The following is a 17,666-nucleotide window of genomic DNA, read 5'->3' on the forward strand; positions in this document are numbered from 1 at the left end:
CGCGGAAAATAGAGCTGACTTCAGGCCGCCAGAACAGCGACATCCTGCACCACCGACGCCGTCAACAACACCGGAATCGACTTCGACGTCGGCGTACCCGCGCCATCCGCGACCGAGGAGAGCGGTACCAGCGGATTCGTCTCCGGATAGTAAGCGCCGAGGCAGCCGCGCGGAATGTCGTACTCGACGAGCAGAAAACCGTCCACCCGTCGCTCGATGCCATCGGCCCACACGCTCGTGATATCGACACGCTGACCGGCCGCGAACCCGAGCATCGCCAGATCGTCCTTGTTGGCGAACAGCACGCGCCGCTGTCCGTACACGCCGCGATAGCGATCGTCGAGACCGTAAATCGTCGTGTTGTACTGGTCGTGTGAGCGGGTAGTCATCAGCGTCATCAGGCGTTCGCCGTGACGCTTCTTCGCCTGATGAATCGGCGTGTCGAGCGCGATCGCGTGGACGATGAACTGCGCCTTGCGGCTCGGCGTTTTCCAGATGCGATCGCGCGACGCGACGCCGAGATGGAAGCCGCCCGGCTTCTTCAGGCGCTCGTTGTAGTCGTCGAAACCGTCGATCACCTTCGCGATGCCATCGCGAATCAGCGCGTAGTCGGCCGCATGCGCGAGCCAGTCCACCTTGCCACTGCCCAAAGTCGCATGCGCCATCCGCGCGACGATCGCCACTTCGGATAGCAGATTGTCCGACGCCGGCTTGTTCATCCCGTACGAGATGTGCACCATGCTCATCGAATCCTCGACGCTGACGCCTTGCGCCACGCCGTTCTGAATATCGATCTCGGTGCGCCCGAGCGTCGGCAGGATCAGCGCGTCGCGGCCGTGCACGAGGTGGCTGCGATTGAGCTTCGTCGTCACGTGCACGGTCAGCTCGCATGCGCGCATCGCGTCCCACGTGCGGGGCGTGTCCGGCGTCGCGATCGAGAAATTACCGCCGAGGCCGATGAACACTTTCACCTTGCCGTCGAGCATCGCCTGAATCGTGTTGACGACGTCGAGTCCGTGCTCGCGCGGCGGCGCGAAATCGTAGGCTGCGCCAAGCTTGTCGAGAAACGCGTCGGTAGGCTTTTCCTCGATGCCGACCGTGCGGTCGCCCTGCACGTTCGAGTGTCCGCGCACCGGGCACAGCCCCGCGCCGCGCCGGCCGATATTGCCGCGCATCATCATCAGATTCGACAGCAGCTGCACCGTCGCGACCGAGTTCTTGTGCTGCGTGAGACCCATGCCCCAGGTCGAAATCACCGCGCGGCCCTTCACATAGATATCGGCGAGCTTCAGCACCTCGTCGAGCGGCACGCCGGCCTCGGCGACGATCGTGTCCCAGCGCTCGGCGCGCAGATCGTCGGCGAATGCGGCGAAGCCGACCGTGCGTTGGGCGATGAAGTCGACGTCGAGCACGCGCTCGAGGCCCGACACCAGCGCTTCGTCGTCGAGTTCGAGCACGCGTTTGGCGACGCCCTTGATCAGCGCGAAATCGCCGCCGACCTTCGGACGGATGAACACGGAGCTGATTTTCGTGCTGCCCATCGTCAGCATTTCGACCGGATGCTGCGGGCTTGCGAAACGTTCGAGGCCGCGCTCCTTCAGCGGATTGATCGACACGATCGTCGCACCGCGCTTCGCGCACTCGCGCAGCTCGCCGAGCATGCGCGGATGGTTGGTGGCCGGGTTCTGGCCGAAGATCAGCAGCGTATCCGCGTGTTCGAAGTCGTCGAGCGTGACCGTGCCCTTGCCGATGCCGACCGTGTGCGGCAGGCCACGGCTCGTCGCCTCGTGGCACATGTTCGAGCAGTCGGGAAAATTGTTGGTGCCATACATGCGCACGAACAGCTGATACAGGAACGCGGCTTCGTTGCTCGCGCGGCCCGACGTATAGAACGCGGCGCGGTTCGGATCGTCGAGACGCTTCAGATGGCTTGCGATCAGCTCGAACGCGTCGTCCCAGCCGATCGGCACGTAACGGTCGCGCGCGGCGTCGTAGACCAGCGGATCGGTCAGGCGGCCGTGCTGCTCGAGCTCGAAGTCGGATTGCTTCATCAGCTCGGCGACGCTGTGCTGCTCGAAGAACGCGGGCGTCACGCGCTTGCCGGTGGCCTCGGCGGCCACCGCCTTCACGCCGTTTTCGCAGAACTCGAACGTCGACGCGTGCTCGCGATCCGGCCACGCGCAGCCGGGGCAGTCGAAGCCGTCAGGCTGGTTCTGCTTGAGCAGCGTGCGGTAGTTGCCGCCCGCGACCTTTTCCTTGAGCAGGTTGATGGCGACATACTTCAGCGCGCCCCAGCCGGCGGCGGGGTGCTTGTACGGCTCGATGCGGGGTTCGGCTTGTGCTTCGTTCTTCTTCATGACGTGGCGATGGACAGATTCGACAGGCTTTGCAGCCCAATGCCCGCAAGCGTACTGTGTTCCACAATCAACGTCGGATACAGAAAATCGGAAAGAATAGGAGTACAGTTGCGCGACCATCTCTGAAACCGCCCGAACCCGCCCGAATCGCATGAAGCTCTACGAAAAACTCGCCGACGAAATCACCGAAGCCGTGCGCCGCGGCGTATTCGCGGCCGGCGAGCGGATCGCGTCGGTGCGGCAAGCGAGTCAGCAGCACGGCGTCAGCATCAAGACGGTGCTGCATGCGTATGCGCTGCTGGAGAGCCGCGGCGTCATCGAAAGCCGGCCGCAGTCGGGCTATTTCGTGCGCGACGCGGCCGCGCGGGCGCTCACGCCGGCGCCCGCCGCGGCGCGCGCCGGCCGCACGTCCGCGCCGCCGCCGGTGCCCGCGACGGTCGACGTGAGCCGGCTCGTGCTGTCGACGCTGCGCAGCATCCGCGCGCACGACGCCGTGCCGTTCGGCTCGCCGTATCCCGATCCGTCGTTGTTCCCGTGGCGGCGCATCAACCAGTACGCGAACGCGATCGCGCGCCGGCACGCGAGCTGGAATCTGATCGACGATCTGCCGCCGGGCAACCCCGAGCTGATCCGCCAGATCGCGCGGCGCTACGCGGAAAACGGTCTGCCGGTCGATCCGGGCGAAATTGTGATCACGCTCGGCGCGACCGAGGCGATCAACCTGAGCCTTCAGGCGGTCGCGAAGCCGGGCGACACCGTCGCGGTCGAATCGCCGACCTTCTATGCGATGCTGCACGCGATCGAGCGCCTCGGCATGCGCGCGATCGAAGTGGCGACGCATCCGGTCGACGGCATCGACATCGACGCGCTCGCGAAGGTGATCGCGCGTCAGAAGATCGCCGCGTGCATGGTGATGCCGAACTTCCAGAATCCGCTCGGTTTCTGCATGTCCGACGAGCGTAAGCGGCAACTGGTCGAACTGCTGGCCGCGCACGAGATTCCGGCGATCGAAAACGACGTCTACCAGGAGCTGTACTTCGGCGACGCGCGGCCATCGACGCTGAAGACTTTCGACACCAAAGGGCTCGTGCTGCACTGTGCGTCGTTTTCGAAAAGCCTGACGGCGTCGTACCGGATCGGCTGGGCGCTGCCGGGGCGTTATCGCGCGCAGGTCGAGAAGCTCAAGTTTCTGAATACGCTGACGACCCCGTCGGTGCCGCAGGTCGCGGTCGCCGATTATCTGCGTCAGGACGGCTACGACCGGCATCTGCGGCATCTGCGCCGCGTGTACCGGCAGCAGGCGAGCATCATGAGCGCGCTGGTGCTGCGCTTCTTCCCGGTCGGCACGCGCGTGTCGACGCCGCGCGGCGGCTACGTGCTGTGGGTCGAACTGCCGGTTGCGATCGACTCGATGCGGCTTTATCAGGCCGCGCTCGAACGCAGTATCACGGTCGGGCCGGGGATGATGTTTTCGACGCGCAACGATTACCGGCACTTCATCCGGCTGAATTACAGCTATCCGTGGACCGCGCAGGCCGAGGCGGCGTTGAAGACGCTCGGCGAGCTGGCCACGGCGATGGCGTGAATCGCGCAACCGCGATACAACCGACGCATCGCAACACCGAGACCGACATGAACGACGACGACATCGACCCGCAACTCGCCGCGATACTCGCGCAGCTATGGCGCGCGCATCGCGAGACACCCCGGCGCGGGTGGTCGCTCGCGAAGCTGTCGAAGCAGGCCGGCGTGCCGATGAGCAGCTTGCGGCGCCAATTGACGGCGCTATCGGGCGCCGGTCTCGTCGAGACGATGTTCCATGACGATGGCACCGGAGCCGCGTCGCTGAGCGAAACCGGCGCGCAGCTTTGCGCGGAGCTGTTCGGCACGGGCGAGGGCGGTGAGCCGTCGGCCGCTGACTGAGCTTTCCGCGCGCAGTTCACCCGGCGCGCAGGCTCATCGCCGTCGTGGCCAGTGTGTTTCGCCGTCTCATTGCCCAACGCTCGCCTGCATCTGCGGTTGCATCGGCCTCTGCATCGGCGCTTGCTCTTGCGATGGCGCCATGTCCGCCGTCTCGAGCGTGGCCACGCCGCAAAACCAGTCGTCATCGCGCGGCTGAAACCTCCAACGCTGGCCCGACTGTTCGATCACGCTCGCACACTGCTCGTTGACGACGAGGCCGGGCTTCGCGGCCGTGCATTGCAGCGTCGACGGGTCCGGGTGCGCTTTCACATCCCCGCCCGCGGACGCCGGGTGCCGCGCGGCCTTCGGCAAGCTCGCCAGCAGCCGCTGCAATTCGTCGATGCGCGTCGCGTACCACGTCCGCAGACACGCGACGTCACGGCAGTTCGCTTCGCGCCAGGCCCACTTGCTGTTGCTGTCGTCGATGAACGCGCGGCGCTGGGCGACTCGCCGGCGCGCTTTCCAGTAGAGTTGGCCCAACGTATCGTCGAGCGCCGACAGCGCGGAGTCGCCGCAAATCATGCGCTCGGCCGGCGAGCGGCCGTGCTGGCAGTCGAAGCTGGTGGCGTTGGCATACAGATGCGCGAGCAGCAGTCCGGAGAGCACGAGGGGGCGGAAGAGGGTCATCAGAGTCCCGGCGGTGCATCGATTGATCATGCCGCCGATGATCGACCGGTCGCGCGCTTCCCGGACGCTCGAACAACGTCGGAGTTCGGGCGGGTCGTTACAAGATCTTGCCGCACGGGTTTGCCGGCTGGCATATGCCGTGCGTGATTGCTGCGGGCGCACGTTCGCGTGTCATGAAGCAGGCGCAACGTCTATATATTGGAAGTGGGGCACATAGGCCGGCGTGGTCAAAAGGTGGCCATCGAAATCGGGAGAGCGAATGCAACGACAACTCTTGATCGGTCTTTACATGGCAGCGGGCCTGCTGACTTTGCCTGGCGTGGCCAGCGCGCAGGCGCAGGCCTACACGAACAGCGGGACCAACGTGCGCGCGGGCCCGGCGTCCGATTATCCGATCGTCGCGCAGCTACCGGGCGGCGCTCCTGTGACGGTGATGGGGTGCCTGAGCAACTACCAGTGGTGCGACGTCGCCACACCGAATCTGCGCGGGTGGGTGTATGCGTCACGGCTCAGTTCGCCGTACCAGGGCTACAACATGCCGCTGAACTACGGCGCCGCGCTCGGCCTGCCGATCCTCGCGTTCTCGATCAACGATTACTGGGGCAACTACTACCGCGGCCAGCCGTGGTACGGCCAGCGCTCGCGCTGGGCTCGTCATGCGCCGCCCCCGCCGCCGCGACCGGGCGCCGGGCATCCGCCGCCGAACTGGCGGCCGCTGCCGGGGCATGTCGGCGGGCGTCCGCCGGGTGGCTCGCCGCCGGGTCACGCGGGCGGGCGTCCGCCGGGTGGGCCGCCGCCGGGCCATGCGGGTGGCCGTCCGCCGGGTGGGCCGCCGCCGGGCCATGCAGGCGGACGGCCTCCAGGTAACGAGGGTGGCCGACCACCGGGCAACGCGGGTGGACGCCCACCGGGTGGCCCGCCTCCGGGCAGCGCCGGCGGCCGTCCTCCCGGCGCGCAGCAGGGCGGTGGGGCTGGCCGGCCGCCGGGCGGCGGACCGCAAGGCGGCGGAGGCGGTCACCCGCCGGGCGGCGCTCAGCAAGGCGGCGGCAATCGGCCCCCAGGTGGTCATCAAGGCGGACCCCAAGGAGGTCCTCAAGGCGGTGGTGGCGGAACACGGCCTCCAGGAGGCGGCGGCAACAATTGACAATCATTGACGCCGCCACTGCACTGAAGACAATGGTGCCAAACGGGCCGCCGCAACCTGCTGCAGCGGCCCGGCGTCGAGCCGCCGCGGCGCCCGCGGGCTACGAACCCACAGCGCGAGAATCGCCGTCGCCCGTCGTACCCGCGTCAACCGATGCTTGCACGCCACACCCGTAGCCGTCCGCACCGATGCGTGGCGGATTTTCACGCCGTGCTTAGCGTAAACCCCGGTGTGCCGCGTACACTAACTTGCCGATGTTGGGTTGGGGGGCGCAACTATGATTTGCGAAGCGACATCACGTGGCACGACGACAGCCGCGCCGGAGGGCGCCCGCTATCGCCCGGAACGGGCCGAGGAAGTACTCGCATCCGAGCGCAGCGTGTTGCGGCTGATCACGCGCAACACGCCGCTGCCCGAGCTGCTCGACGAAGTCTGCCGTCGCGCCGAGGCGCTGCTCGGCGACGGCGCGTGCTGCTCGATCCTGCTGCTCGACCCAGACGGCTTGCATGTGCGCGTAGGCGGCGCGCCGTCGCTGCCGCCCCCGTTCAGCGCCGCGATCGAGGGCGCCGCGATCGGTCCGCGCGCCGGTTCGTGCGGCACGGCGATGTTCGAGCGCCGTCTGGTGATCGTCGACGACATCGAATCCGATCCGCTGTGGGAAAACTTCCGCGCTTTCGCATTGCCGCACGGCTTGCGCGCCTGCTGGTCCGTGCCCTTCGAAAACGACGCCGGCATCGTGCTCGGCGCGTTCGCCGTCTACTACCGCACCACGCGCCGTCCGACCCCAGAGGAAGAGGCGATGCTGCGCGACATCGGCAGCAGCGTCGGGCTCGCGGTCCATCAGGACGCGATGGCGCAGCGCCTCGCGCACAGCGAGGAGCGTCACCGGCTGGTCGTCGATCATCTGAGCGAAGGCATCGTCGTGCAGTCGCGCACCGGCATCGTGCTCGCCTGCAATCCGAGCGCGCAGCGCATGCTGCACGTGACGCCGCAGGTCGTCGGCCGCAGCATGCAGACCGTGATGACACGCGCGTTCGGCGAGGACGGCTCGGTGATCGGCGACGGCAACCGTCCGGTCACCCAGGTCTTCGCGACCGGCAAGCCGATGCTCGGCGTGACGATCGGCCTCGAGCTGATGAGCGGCGAAGTCGTGTGGATCACGGAAAACGTCGTGCCGATCCTGCGCCCGGGCGAGAGCGAGCCGGATTCCGTGCTGATTTCGTTTTCCGACATCGGGCCGGTGCGCGAGGCGCAGCGCCAGCTGAAGTACCTGGCCACGCGCGATTCGCTGACGGGCCTCTACAACCGCGCCTACCTGACCGAGCGGATGCGCGACCTGTTCGCGCCGCGCGCCAGCGGCGAGCATGGCGGCGAACCCGCCAGCGTCGCCGTGCTGTTCGTCGATCTCGACGGTTTCAAGAAGGTCAACGACACGGCCGGTCACGAAGCCGGCGACGCCTTGCTGTGCAGCGTCGCCGAGCGGCTGTCGGCCTGCGTCGGGCGCAGCGACACGCTGGCCCGGGTGGGCGGCGACGAGTTCGTGATCGTCTCCAGTGCGTGCGGCAATACCGGCGAGCTGATCGGCCTCGCGCATCGTGTTCTCGACATGATCGCGGTGCCGTTCGCGGTGGCGGGCAACGAGTACTACCTGGGCGCGTCGATCGGCATCAGCCTCTTTCCCGAAGACGGCCAGGACGTCGCGACGCTGATGCGCAACGCCGACTCGGCGATGTATCACGCGAAGCAGCGCGGCCGCAACAACTTCCAGTTCTTCACCGCCGAGCTGAACCGGCATCTGCAGCGGCGTTTCACAATCGAGCAGTCGCTGCGGCGCGCGCTCGCGGCCAACGAGCTGAGCCTCGTGTATCAGCCGATCGTCGATAGCCAGAGCGGTCGCACGATCGGCGCGGAAGCGCTGCTGCGCTGGTACAACAGCGAACTGGGCAACGTGTCGCCGGGCGAATTCATTCCGGTCGCCGAGGACGCCGGGCTGATCGTCGAGATCGGCGACTGGGTGCTCGAACACGCCTGCCAGCAGGTCGCGCAGTGGCGGCGCACATTGGCGCCGCATCTGATCGTCGCGGTGAATCTGTCGCCGCGGCAGTTCAACGACGGGCTGCTCGAGCGCATCGAGCGCTGTCTCGCGCAGTCCGCGCTCGAACCGGCCGCGCTCGAACTGGAAATCACCGAGCGGCTGCTGATGAGCGATAGCGACACCGTGCTGCCGATGCTGAGCGCGCTGAGCGCAATGGGCGTGCGCGTGTCGGTCGACGATTTCGGCACCGGCTATTCGTCGCTGTCGTACCTGAAGCGTTTTCCGCTGCATAACCTGAAGATCGACCGGTCGTTCGTCGCGGGGCTGCCGGATCATCGCGATTCGATCGCGATCACGCAGGCGGTCGTCGCGATGGCGCACTCGCTCGGCATGAACGTGACGGCCGAGGGCGTCGAGACCGCCGAGCAGGCGGCGTTTCTGCGCGCGATCGATTGCGACAAGCAGCAGGGCTACCTGTACAGCCGGCCGGTCGGGGCCAGCGCCTATGCGCGCACGCTGTACGACGCGCAATTGATCGGCATGGCGAAGGCGTCCTGACGCGATTGTTCAGATTGCCGAACAAGTGACTTCGCGTTGCCGCTATTTATCGGCGGCGACGCGCTCCCTAGAATTCCCCCATCGAAACGTTATTGGTGCGCGGTGCCGAAGCGGCGCTCCGCAATGGGGGTCGTGATGTCAGAGTTGATTAGAAACCAGCTTTACCGGCCATCGGTCGTGTTGCCGATGGTCGCTTTGATGCAGGTGATGGTGTCGCAAGACTTCAATCTCGGCCAGGTCGGCTGGGTGTTTGCGGCGCGCGGCGCGCAGGCCGCCTTGCAGCGTTCGCGCGAGTTGATTTGCGCGGTTCATTGCCACGCCTGAGAAGTCCCGCAGCGTATTCACAGTAATCCCAACGGATTGGCGCCACCTCGCGCGGCGCATGGCAAAACGGGTCGTCGCCAAAGCGCCCGCACGATCCGACATCGCATGGCAGCCGGTGGCACTAAGCGTAAGATGCTACGACCTGCACCCAGACCCGGGAGAGTTGCCATGCCACAGCACTTCGACGCAGTCGTGATCGGTACGGGACAAGGCGGCTCCCCGCTCGCCGTGCGCCTCGCTCAAAGCGGACGCCGTACCGCGGTGATCGAGCGCGCGGACTTCGGCGGCACCTGCGTGAACGTCGGCTGTACGCCGACCAAGTCTTATGTGGCGAGCGCCCGCGCGGCGCACGTGGCGCGCCATGCGGCGGACCTGGGCGTGCAGGTGGGCTCGGTCAGCGTCGATATGGCGGCCGTCAAGGCGCGCAAGGACCGGATCATCGGACAGTCGCGCAGCGGCGTCGAAAAATGGCTGCGCGGCACGGAAAACATCACGGTGTTCAATGGCCACGCGCGCTTCACCGGCGCGCGCACGCTGTCGATCATCGGGCGCGACGGCCAACCGCAGGACGAACTCAGCGCGTTCGAAATCTTCATCAACACCGGCACGCGCGCGGTCGTGCCGCCGCTCGAAGGCATCCAGCGGATTCCGTACTACACCAACTCGACGCTGCTCGAACTGACCACTTTGCCGAATCATCTGGTGATCGTCGGCGGCAGTTATATCGCGCTCGAATTCGCGCAGGTGTTTCGCCGCTTCGGCAGCCGCGTCAGCGTGCTGGTGCGCGGCGAGCGCGTGCTCAACCGCGAGGATGCGGACTTCGCGGAATCGGTGCAGAAGGTGCTCGCGCGCGAGGGCGTCGAGTTTCATTTCGGCGTGCAGCCGACGCGCGTCGAGCCGCATCCGCATCGCGCGAATGACGTGTGCATCGGCTTCGAGCAGAACATCCCGGCGATGGAGGCATCGCACCTGCTGCTCGCGACCGGCCGCACGCCGAATACCGACGACCTCGGTCTCGACGCCGCGGGCATCGAGACCGACCGGCACGGCACGATCATCGTCGACGGCCAGCTGCGCACCAGCGCGCCGGGTGTGTGGGCGATCGGCGACGTCAACGGCCGCGGCGCGTTCACGCATACCTCCTACGACGACTACCAGATCGTCGCGGCGAACCTGCTCGACGGCGGCGCGCGCAGCGTCGACACGCGGATCATGACGTACGCGGTGTTCGTCGATCCGCCGCTCGCGCGTGTCGGCATGTCGGAGGAGGAGGTGCGCAAGAGCGGCCGCCAGGCGCTGATCGCGACGATGCCGATGTCGCGCGTGGGCCGTGCGCGCGAGCGTGGCGAAACCGACGGCTTCATGAAGGCGCTCGTCGATGCGAACAGCAAACAGATACTCGGCGCGGCGATTCACGGCGTCGAGGGCGACGAGGCGATCCATACGTTCGTCGACCTCATGACGGCGGGCGCGCCATATCCGACCTTGCAATCCGCGATGCACGTGCATCCGACCATCAGCGAACTCGTGCCGACGCTGCTCGATGGACTCAAACCGATGCAATGAACCGCGTTGACGCCGGCGCAACACGCCCATGACGAACTCGCTCAAACCCGCACGTAGCAGCGGCAACCTGTTCGACGCCGTCGCGCGGTCGGGGACGATGGCCGCTGAGCAGGTCGACCCGCTCGTCGAGCAGGGCGGCGTGACGATCGAGCGGATCGTCTCGACCGGGCAGGCGAGTCCGCCCGGCTTCTGGTACGACAGCCCGCGCGCCGAATGGGTCGTCCTGCTCAGCGGCGCGGCGGCGCTCGAATTCGACGGCGACCCCAAGCCGCATCCGATGAAGCCCGGCGATCACGTGCTGATCGAAGCGCATTGCCGGCACCGCGTCGCATATACGAGCGACACCGAGCCAAGCGTGTGGCTCGCCGTCTACTACCCTTGAGCCGCGGCGGACGGAGCCATCCGCGCGGCCGGCTCCGCGCATCGACAAATCCTCACACCATCACGGATAATCGGCAGCGGCGCGGCCCGCGCGCAATGCGCGGGCGGGCTGTGCGCCCCACCGCATTCATCTTCGGGACATCGCAGCATGGGCAAGGGACGCGTCGAAGCCTTCAGCGATGGCGTAATCGCCATCATCATCACGATCATGGTGCTCGAGCTGAAGGTGCCCGAGGGCTACGATCTCGCGGCGCTGCGCCCGGTCGTACCGGTGTTCTGCGCTTACGTGCTGAGCTTCATTTACGTCGGCATCTACTGGAACAATCACCATCACGTGTTCCATGCGGTGCAGACGGTCAACGGCAAGGTGCTGTGGGCGAACCTGCATCTGCTGTTCTGGCTCTCGCTGCTGCCGGTCGTCACGCACTGGGTCGGCCGAAACCATCTGGCCGCGTGGCCGACCGCGATGTACGGCATCGTGCTGTTCATGTCGGCGATTGCGTATTTCATCCTGACGCGCGCGCTGATTTCTCAGCATGGACGCGATTCGGCACTGGCCAAAGCGCTCGGCAGCGACTTCAAGGGTAAGGTCTCCGTCGTCATTTACCTGACCGGTATCGGACTCGCGTTCGTCGTACCGTGGGCGTCGGCTGCGCTGTACGCGCTCGCGGCGGTGTGGTGGTTCGTGCCGGACCGGCGCATCGAAGCCGTGCTGGAGGCCTGAGCATGCTGCTCGCGCTGAAGCTCGTGCTGGTGCCGGCCTTTCTCGCCGCGCTGACGGTGGCCGCGCGCGTCTGGGGACCGTCGGTCGCGGGATGGCTCGCGGGGCTGCCGGTCGTCGCGGGACCGATCATGCTGCTACTCGCGCTCGAGCGCGGCCCGGCGTTCGCGGCGCAGGCGTCGGCGGCGTCGATTGCGGCGATCGCCGCGTTGGAGGCGTTCAATCTTGCTTATGGGTGGACCTGCCGGCGCTTCGACTGGCCGCTTGCACTGGTTGTGGGGATGGCCGGCTGGCTCGGCGCGGCGCTGCTGATCGTGCGGCTGCCCGGCTCGGCCGGATGGGCGCTGGCGGCGGCGTGCGTGGGCGTGGCGGTGTCGCAGAGCAGCTTGCCGCGCGCGACCGGTCATGTACCGGCGGCGCGCGTCGGGCACGCGGATCTGGCGGTACGCATGCTCGCGGGCGCGCTGCTGACGCTCGCGGTGACGACGGCCTCGGCATCGATGGGCGCGGCGTGGAGTGGCGTGCTGTCGGTGTTTCCGCTGCTCGGGATCGTGCTCGCGGTATCGGCGCAGCGTGCGCATGGCGCGGACTTCGTCGCGCTGCTGATGCGCGGCATGGTGGTCGGGCGCGGCTCGTTCGCGGCGTTCTTCGCGGTGACGGCGTTGCTGCTGCCGCAGTACGGTGTGGCGACCAGCTTTGCGTGCGCGGCGGTGGTGTCGGTGGTCGTGCAGGGGTTGACGCGGCGCATGCTGGCTGGGCAGCCGCGCGCTCAGGCGACGGCGCGCGGGTTGGTGCAGCCGCAGACTGAGCGAGACTGCGCATGACTTCACGTCGCCCACCATCGACTGCTACCCGCATCGGGCTCATCTCCGATACGCACAATCTCGTGCGTCCCGAAGCGTTGCACTATCTCGACGGTTGCGACGCGATCATTCACGCGGGCGATATCTGCAACCCGGACGTGCTCGACGCGCTCGCGCGGATCGCGCCGCTGACCGCGGTTCGCGGCAACAACGATACCGGTGAATGGGCCGCGTCTTTACCGACGCATGCGCGGCTGACCGTCCAGCAGGTGACGATTCTGGTCGTGCACGATATCGCCGAGCTGGGCTGCGTGCCGCACGACGAAGGCATTCGCGTCGTGGTGAGCGGTCACTCGCACAAGCCGTCGATCGCCGAGCGCGACGGCGTGCTGTACGTCAATCCGGGCAGCGCGGGGCCGCGACGCTTCAAGCTGCCGGTGTGCGCGGGCAAACTGATCGTCGAAGGCGCGCAGGTCAGCGCCACGTTCGATGCGCTGCTGACGTAAAAAAACGGGCCGGCGAATATCGCCGGCCCGCTTCGAAACTACTCTAGCGAGGGATGGCTGCGCGGATCAGGCACGTGCGGTCGCAGCCGCTGCGAACCGCTCATCCATCTCCTCGGCCTCGCGTTCGCCGCGCAGCACCGCGTGCGCTTCGGCGCGCGTCGCGACGCACGGGCCCGAGCCGAGCAGCGGCTTGCGCGCGGTTTCGCGCAGCGCGAGCACCGACACGATGCCGATCAGCGATGCGCCCATCAGGTAGTACGCCGGCATCATCAGATTGCCGGTGCGGTCGACCAGCCATGCGGTCACGAGCGGCGTCGTACCGCCGAACAGCGACACCGAGATATTGAAGCCAATCGCGAGCGCACCGTAGCGGATCCGGGTCGGGAACAGCGCCGGCAGCGCCGACGGCATCACGCCGGTGAAGCACGACAGCAGCACGCCGAGAATCATCAGGCCGGCGAACACCGGCAGCACCGTGCCCATGCGAATCAGCAGCAGCGCCGGGATCGACAGCGCGAACAGACCGACGCAGCCGAGCAGCATCACCGGCTTGCGGCCGATCGCGTCGGACAGACGGCCGGCGGCGAGCGTCAGCGGCATCATCAGGATCATCACCAGCAGCACGAGGAACAGGCCGTGCGTTTCGTTGAAGTGCAGCGTCGCCGACAGATAGCTCGGCAGATACGACAGCGCCATGTAGTCGGTCACGTTGAAGATCAGCACGAGGCCGACGCACAGCAGCAGCGGCTTCCATTGCTGCACGAGCAACTGGCGGAACGACTGCTTCGGCACCGCGCGGTCCTCGGCTTCACGCTGTTCGGCCTGCTTCTTGAACGCGGGCGTTTCCTCGAGCTTCATACGGATGTAGAGACCCACGAGGCCGAGCGGACCGGCGATCAGGAACGGCACGCGCCAGCCCCAGGACAGCAGCGCGTCGCTCGACAGCGTCGCCGTCAACAACGCGACCGTGCCTGCGCCGAGCACATAGCCGATCAGCGTGCCGAACTCCAGGAAGCTGCCCATGAAGCCGCGGCGCTTGTCGGTCGAGAATTCGGCGATGAAGGTCGCGGCGCCGCCGTACTCGCCGCCCGTCGAGAAGCCCTGCACGAGGCGCGCGAGCAGCAACAGCGCCGGCGCGAGAATGCCGATCGTCGCGTAGTTGGGGATCAGGCCGATCGCGAAGGTGCCCGCGGCCATCATGATCATCGTCATCGCCAGCACGCGCTGACGGCCGATGCGGTCACCGAGCGGCCCGAACACCATGCCGCCGATCGGCCGCACGAGAAACGCCGCGGCAAACGTGCCGAAGGTCGCGATGAGCTGCGCCGACGGGCTCGACGAGGGGAAGAAGACCTTGCCGAGCGTCACCGCGATGTAGCTGTAGACGCCGAAATCGAACCATTCCATCGCGTTGCCGAGCGCCATGGCGCCGACGGCCCGTTTCAGGAGGGAGTGATCGACGACGGTGATGTCGTCGAGGGAAAGGCGTTGTTCTTGTTTGTGATGTCGCCAGAAGCCGTTGCTGGAAGCGGTCAAGGTTAAAAACTCCAATGACTGCGACGAAACTCGTGATGCGTTCCGCCTCGGTTGCTGGAAGTGCAATTTCGTGAGCGTGGCGAGGATATCCGCGGCGCTGGTTATCCGGCGGCGGAACAGTTGGCGAAAAGAAACAAACGCCCGTGCCTCGCGATAAGTTCGCGAAAAAACACTCGTCTAGATTGTGCTGACAGTTGCACCTGCGTGGCCGTGGAAGGGGGGCAGATGCATGAAGGACGCGGGGCTGGCGGAAGCCGACCCGTGCGCCACTGAAGGCTTGAAACGAAAAAGGCCGGTGTTGAATTTATCCGCTTCAGGCGGGGAAACGACCGACGAGCCTTCTTGTTTAAAAACAGCTCGATTCAGGATGATGCACGCGCGAAAAGCACACGGCGAGTCAACTTGAAAAGAACACGATTGAAGGTGATTTGCAGCTGAAACGCCGCACATGTTAGCACGATGACAGAGGATCGTGCAAACCGGGGGTGCGGGCGAAGGCCGCCGATGTGCCTCAATCCATTGCGGGGCGGGAGCTCTGGCGGGGTCGGAAGAGGTTCGAAAACGGACCGCTTAGAACAATCGCGGGGTGACTTTCGACGTGCAGACATGGTGCGCATGCGGACACGAGGCGCGGCCAACATCGGGGCGAAAAAAATCCGCGCTCGCGGCGCGGATTTTTAGGCGTGTGTTCGCCCGGCTCGGGCGGCGCGTGTCTGGTGTCGTTCTCGACGTGGCAAGCTCAGGCCGACGGCGGCACGTAGCCCGATGCGGTATCCGCGCCTTCGCCAAAGAAGAACTTTTCGGTCTGCTTCATCAGATACTGACGCGCGCGCGGATCGGCCATGTTCAGGCGGTTTTCGTTGATTAGCATGGTCTGCTGCTTCAACCAGGCCTGCCAGGCTTCCTTCGAGATACTTTCGTAGATCCGCTTGCCGAGTTCGCCCGGCAGCGGCGGGAAATCGAGGCCTTCGGCTTCCTTGCCGAGCTTCGCGCATTGAACCATACGAGTCATGCTGTGCTTCTCCTGTGTCGACCGGAGTCGGTGCTTTTGCACTTAGTCCGGTCCCATGAAAAATAATTACTGTATCAATGTGGCGCGGGGCAACGCCAGTTCGGATCGGATGGGGACAATCACCGGGTTACTCAAAGCTGTTTCATCAGCACGAGCGACTTGCGCTGCCAGTTATAGAGTCGGCGACGGTCTTCGGGCAGGTCGTCGACCGTAACCTTGACGAAGCCGCGTTTCAGGAACCAATGTTCGGTGCGCGTGGTGAGCACGAAAATGCGCGTGAGGCCGCGTGCCCGCGCGCGCTGCTCGATCCGCTTAAGCAGACGCTCGCCGTCGCCGGTACCCTGCGCTTCGGGCGCGACCGTCAGGCACGCCATTTCGCCGATGCGCTCCTGCGAATACGGATACAGCGCCGCGCAGCCGAACAGCACGCCGTCGTGCTCGATCACCGAGAAATGGTCGATGTCGCGCTCGATCTGGTGACGGCCGCGGCGTACCAGCGTGCCGTCGGCTTCGAGCGGTTCGATCAGCGCGAGAATGCCGCCGACGTCGTCCGGCGTCGCTTCGCGCAGGCTCTCGAGATTCTCGTACGAGATCATCGTGCCGACGCCATCGTGCAGGAACAGTTCGAGCAGCAGGCTGCCGTCGAGCGCATAGGGGATGATGTGCGCGCGCGGCACGCCGCCGCGGCAGGCGCGGATCGAATGCTTCAGGTAGAACCCGGCGTCGCCGGTGACTTCGCCGCTTTCGTGCAGCTTGTAGGCGTCGTCGAGCGATAGTTCGCGGATCAGCTCCGTACCGCTTTCGCAGGTTTCCATCAAACCCGCGGTTTCGGTCAGGAAGACGATCTTGTCGGCGCGCAACGCGATGGCCGCGGCCGAGGCCACGTCTTCCATCGACAGATTGAACGCTTCCCCGGTGGGCGAGAAGCCGAGCGGCGACAGCAGCACGAGCTTGCGGCTCGCGAGCGAGTGTCGGATCGAATCCGCGTCGATCTTGCGCACGAGACCCGTGTGCTGGAAGTCGACGCCGTCCAGAATGCCGACCGGGCGCGCCGTTACGAAGTTGCCCGACACGACGCTGATGTGCGCGTGCGCCATGGGTGTGTTCGGCAGACCCTGGCTGATTGCGGCTTCGATGTCGAGACGCACTTCGCCGGCCGCTTCCTTCGCGGACTCGAGCGCGCGCGCGTCGGTAATGCGCATGCCGTGCGAAAACTCCGATTCGACGCCGTGCAGGCTCATCTGCTCCTCGACCTGCGGGCGCGAGCCATGCACCAAAACGATCTGGATGCCCATTGCCTGCAGCAGCGCGATGTCGGACACGAGCGCATTCAGCAGCCCCTGATGCACCACTTCGCCGCCGAAACCGACGACGAATGTCTTGTTTCGGAACGCGTGGATATACGGGGCGACTGAACGCATCCAGTCGACGAATTGCGCGTGCTGGGCGAGGGTTTCCGGCGAGTCGGCGGGGGCCGGAACGCTCGCGGGCGCGGGGACGAGGTCGGTTTGGGAATTCATGCCGAGGATTATAATGCGCCCCCATGTCGAATGTACCCAAAAGTCCCGCTGGGGCGAACGAGAAACCGGCGTCGGCCGGTGAGCCGGCCAAGCCCGGTGACACGATGCGCCACCCCGCGCAGGATGCGAGACCAGAGCAGGCGCGTGACGCGCGTCGGGAGGCGGGCGCGTCTGCGCAAAAAGTGTCACCGCAAGGTGGCGGTGCAGGTCGTGAAGATCGCGAAGAGCACGCTCGCGCGCGAGGCGCGGCGCGTGATGAACGGCGCGGTGAATCTCGCGCTGAAGCGGGCGAAGCGTCCGGTGCGAAGCGGGGCGGTGGGGCTCGTGGAGAGCAGCGTGGCGCTTCGTTGAGCGAGCAGCTTGGCCAGTTCCGTTCCGCGCTTCATAACGCGACCCGTGAACAGCAGAGCGGTGGGCCGCAAAGCGAGCAACAGGGCGAGCCGCAAAGCGAGCGCCGCAGTACACCTTCGAGCGCGCCCCGCGGTGCGCATGGCCGGCAGGCTCGCGATGAGCGAGCTGGTGCGCAGCAAAGCGGGCAGCGTGGCGATGCCCGCCACGCGCGCTCGGACACACCACGCGTTGAACAGCATCGTGCGCCTCGCAACGAACAGCAA

At 66.3% G+C, this 17,666-nt stretch carries 16 protein-coding genes; 10 read left to right on the forward strand and 6 right to left on the reverse strand.

Features of this window, described 5'->3' with window-relative positions; translation table 11 throughout:
• Positions 1-20 precede the first annotated feature (20 nt).
• Positions 21-2,357: an FdhF/YdeP family oxidoreductase gene (locus tag ACLFKU_RS00655; RefSeq protein ID WP_410847863.1), complete on the reverse strand. Its 2,337-nt coding sequence runs from the start codon at positions 2,355-2,357 to the stop codon at positions 21-23.
• A 151-nt stretch (positions 2,358-2,508) separates the two neighbouring features.
• On the opposite strand from ACLFKU_RS00655, the gene ACLFKU_RS00660 reads away from it, so the two are divergent.
• Positions 2,509-3,942, forward strand: coding sequence for a PLP-dependent aminotransferase family protein (locus ACLFKU_RS00660; protein WP_410847864.1), 1,434 nt, complete (start codon positions 2,509-2,511; stop codon positions 3,940-3,942).
• A gap of 47 nt (positions 3,943-3,989) precedes the next feature.
• Positions 3,990-4,280 carry a helix-turn-helix domain-containing protein gene (locus ACLFKU_RS00665; RefSeq protein WP_410847865.1) on the forward strand — a complete coding sequence of 97 codons (291 nt, stop codon included), beginning with the start codon at positions 3,990-3,992 and terminating at the stop codon, positions 4,278-4,280.
• Positions 4,281-4,346: 66 nt separating this feature from the next.
• Here the strand turns inward: ACLFKU_RS00665 and ACLFKU_RS00670 are convergent, their stop codons facing one another.
• Entirely contained in the window at positions 4,347-4,946 is a 600-nt protein-coding gene (locus ACLFKU_RS00670; protein WP_410847866.1) for a lysozyme inhibitor LprI family protein, read from the reverse strand.
• 259 nt (positions 4,947-5,205) lie between these two features.
• Here ACLFKU_RS00670 and ACLFKU_RS00675 point away from each other — a divergent pair, with 259 nt between their 5' ends.
• The 8 genes from ACLFKU_RS00675 to ACLFKU_RS00710 all read left to right on the forward strand — a co-directional run bounded on the left by ACLFKU_RS00675 (position 5,206) and on the right by ACLFKU_RS00710 (position 12,984).
• On the forward strand, positions 5,206-6,090 hold the full coding sequence (locus ACLFKU_RS00675; protein ID WP_410847867.1) for an SH3 domain-containing protein: 885 nt from the start codon (positions 5,206-5,208) through the stop codon (positions 6,088-6,090).
• 277 nt (positions 6,091-6,367) lie between these two features.
• Complete coding sequence (locus ACLFKU_RS00680; protein ID WP_410847868.1) at positions 6,368-8,683, forward strand: putative bifunctional diguanylate cyclase/phosphodiesterase; 2,316 nt, start codon at positions 6,368-6,370, stop codon at positions 8,681-8,683.
• Positions 8,684-8,818: 135 nt separating this feature from the next.
• Complete coding sequence (locus ACLFKU_RS00685) at positions 8,819-9,007, forward strand: hypothetical protein (RefSeq protein ID WP_008922008.1); 189 nt, start codon at positions 8,819-8,821, stop codon at positions 9,005-9,007.
• Positions 9,008-9,175: 168 nt separating this feature from the next.
• The gene (locus tag ACLFKU_RS00690; RefSeq protein ID WP_410847869.1) at positions 9,176-10,573 is read left to right on the forward strand and encodes an FAD-containing oxidoreductase; all 1,398 of its coding nucleotides are present in this window, start codon (positions 9,176-9,178) and stop codon (positions 10,571-10,573) included.
• Positions 10,574-10,601: 28 nt separating this feature from the next.
• Positions 10,602-10,955 (forward strand): cupin domain-containing protein, encoded by a 354-nt coding sequence (locus ACLFKU_RS00695; protein WP_410847870.1) that lies wholly within the window; start codon positions 10,602-10,604, stop codon positions 10,953-10,955.
• Between the two features lie 147 nt (positions 10,956-11,102).
• Positions 11,103-11,678, forward strand: coding sequence for a TMEM175 family protein (locus tag ACLFKU_RS00700; protein ID WP_368624134.1), 576 nt, complete (start codon positions 11,103-11,105; stop codon positions 11,676-11,678).
• Positions 11,679-11,680: 2 nt separating this feature from the next.
• Positions 11,681-12,499: a hypothetical protein gene (locus ACLFKU_RS00705; RefSeq protein ID WP_410847871.1), complete on the forward strand. Its 819-nt coding sequence runs from the start codon at positions 11,681-11,683 to the stop codon at positions 12,497-12,499.
• Positions 12,496-12,984: a metallophosphoesterase family protein gene (locus ACLFKU_RS00710; protein ID WP_410847872.1), complete on the forward strand. Its 489-nt coding sequence runs from the start codon at positions 12,496-12,498 to the stop codon at positions 12,982-12,984. Before ACLFKU_RS00705 ends, ACLFKU_RS00710 begins: the two co-directional genes overlap by 4 nt.
• A gap of 66 nt (positions 12,985-13,050) precedes the next feature.
• On the opposite strand, the gene proP is transcribed toward ACLFKU_RS00710, so the two are convergent.
• The 4 genes from proP to ACLFKU_RS00730 form a co-directional block, all read right to left on the reverse strand.
• The gene (gene proP / locus ACLFKU_RS00715; RefSeq protein WP_368586729.1) at positions 13,051-14,520 is read right to left on the reverse strand and encodes a glycine betaine/L-proline transporter ProP; all 1,470 of its coding nucleotides are present in this window, start codon (positions 14,518-14,520) and stop codon (positions 13,051-13,053) included.
• A gap of 739 nt (positions 14,521-15,259) precedes the next feature.
• Positions 15,260-15,532, reverse strand: coding sequence for an oxidative damage protection protein (locus ACLFKU_RS00720; protein WP_026228676.1), 273 nt, complete (start codon positions 15,530-15,532; stop codon positions 15,260-15,262).
• Between the two features lie 131 nt (positions 15,533-15,663).
• Positions 15,664-17,052 (reverse strand): amino-acid N-acetyltransferase, encoded by a 1,389-nt coding sequence (argA, locus tag ACLFKU_RS00725; RefSeq protein ID WP_410847873.1) that lies wholly within the window; start codon positions 17,050-17,052, stop codon positions 15,664-15,666.
• 185 nt (positions 17,053-17,237) lie between these two features.
• Complete coding sequence (locus tag ACLFKU_RS00730) at positions 17,238-17,642, reverse strand: hypothetical protein (protein WP_410848079.1); 405 nt, start codon at positions 17,640-17,642, stop codon at positions 17,238-17,240.
• Positions 17,643-17,666: the final 24 nt, after the last annotated feature.

Origin of the sequence: Paraburkholderia sp. EG304, assembly GCF_046543485.1 — a bacterium.
In the GTDB taxonomy this organism is placed as follows: Bacteria; Pseudomonadota; Gammaproteobacteria; order Burkholderiales; family Burkholderiaceae; genus Paraburkholderia; species Paraburkholderia youngii.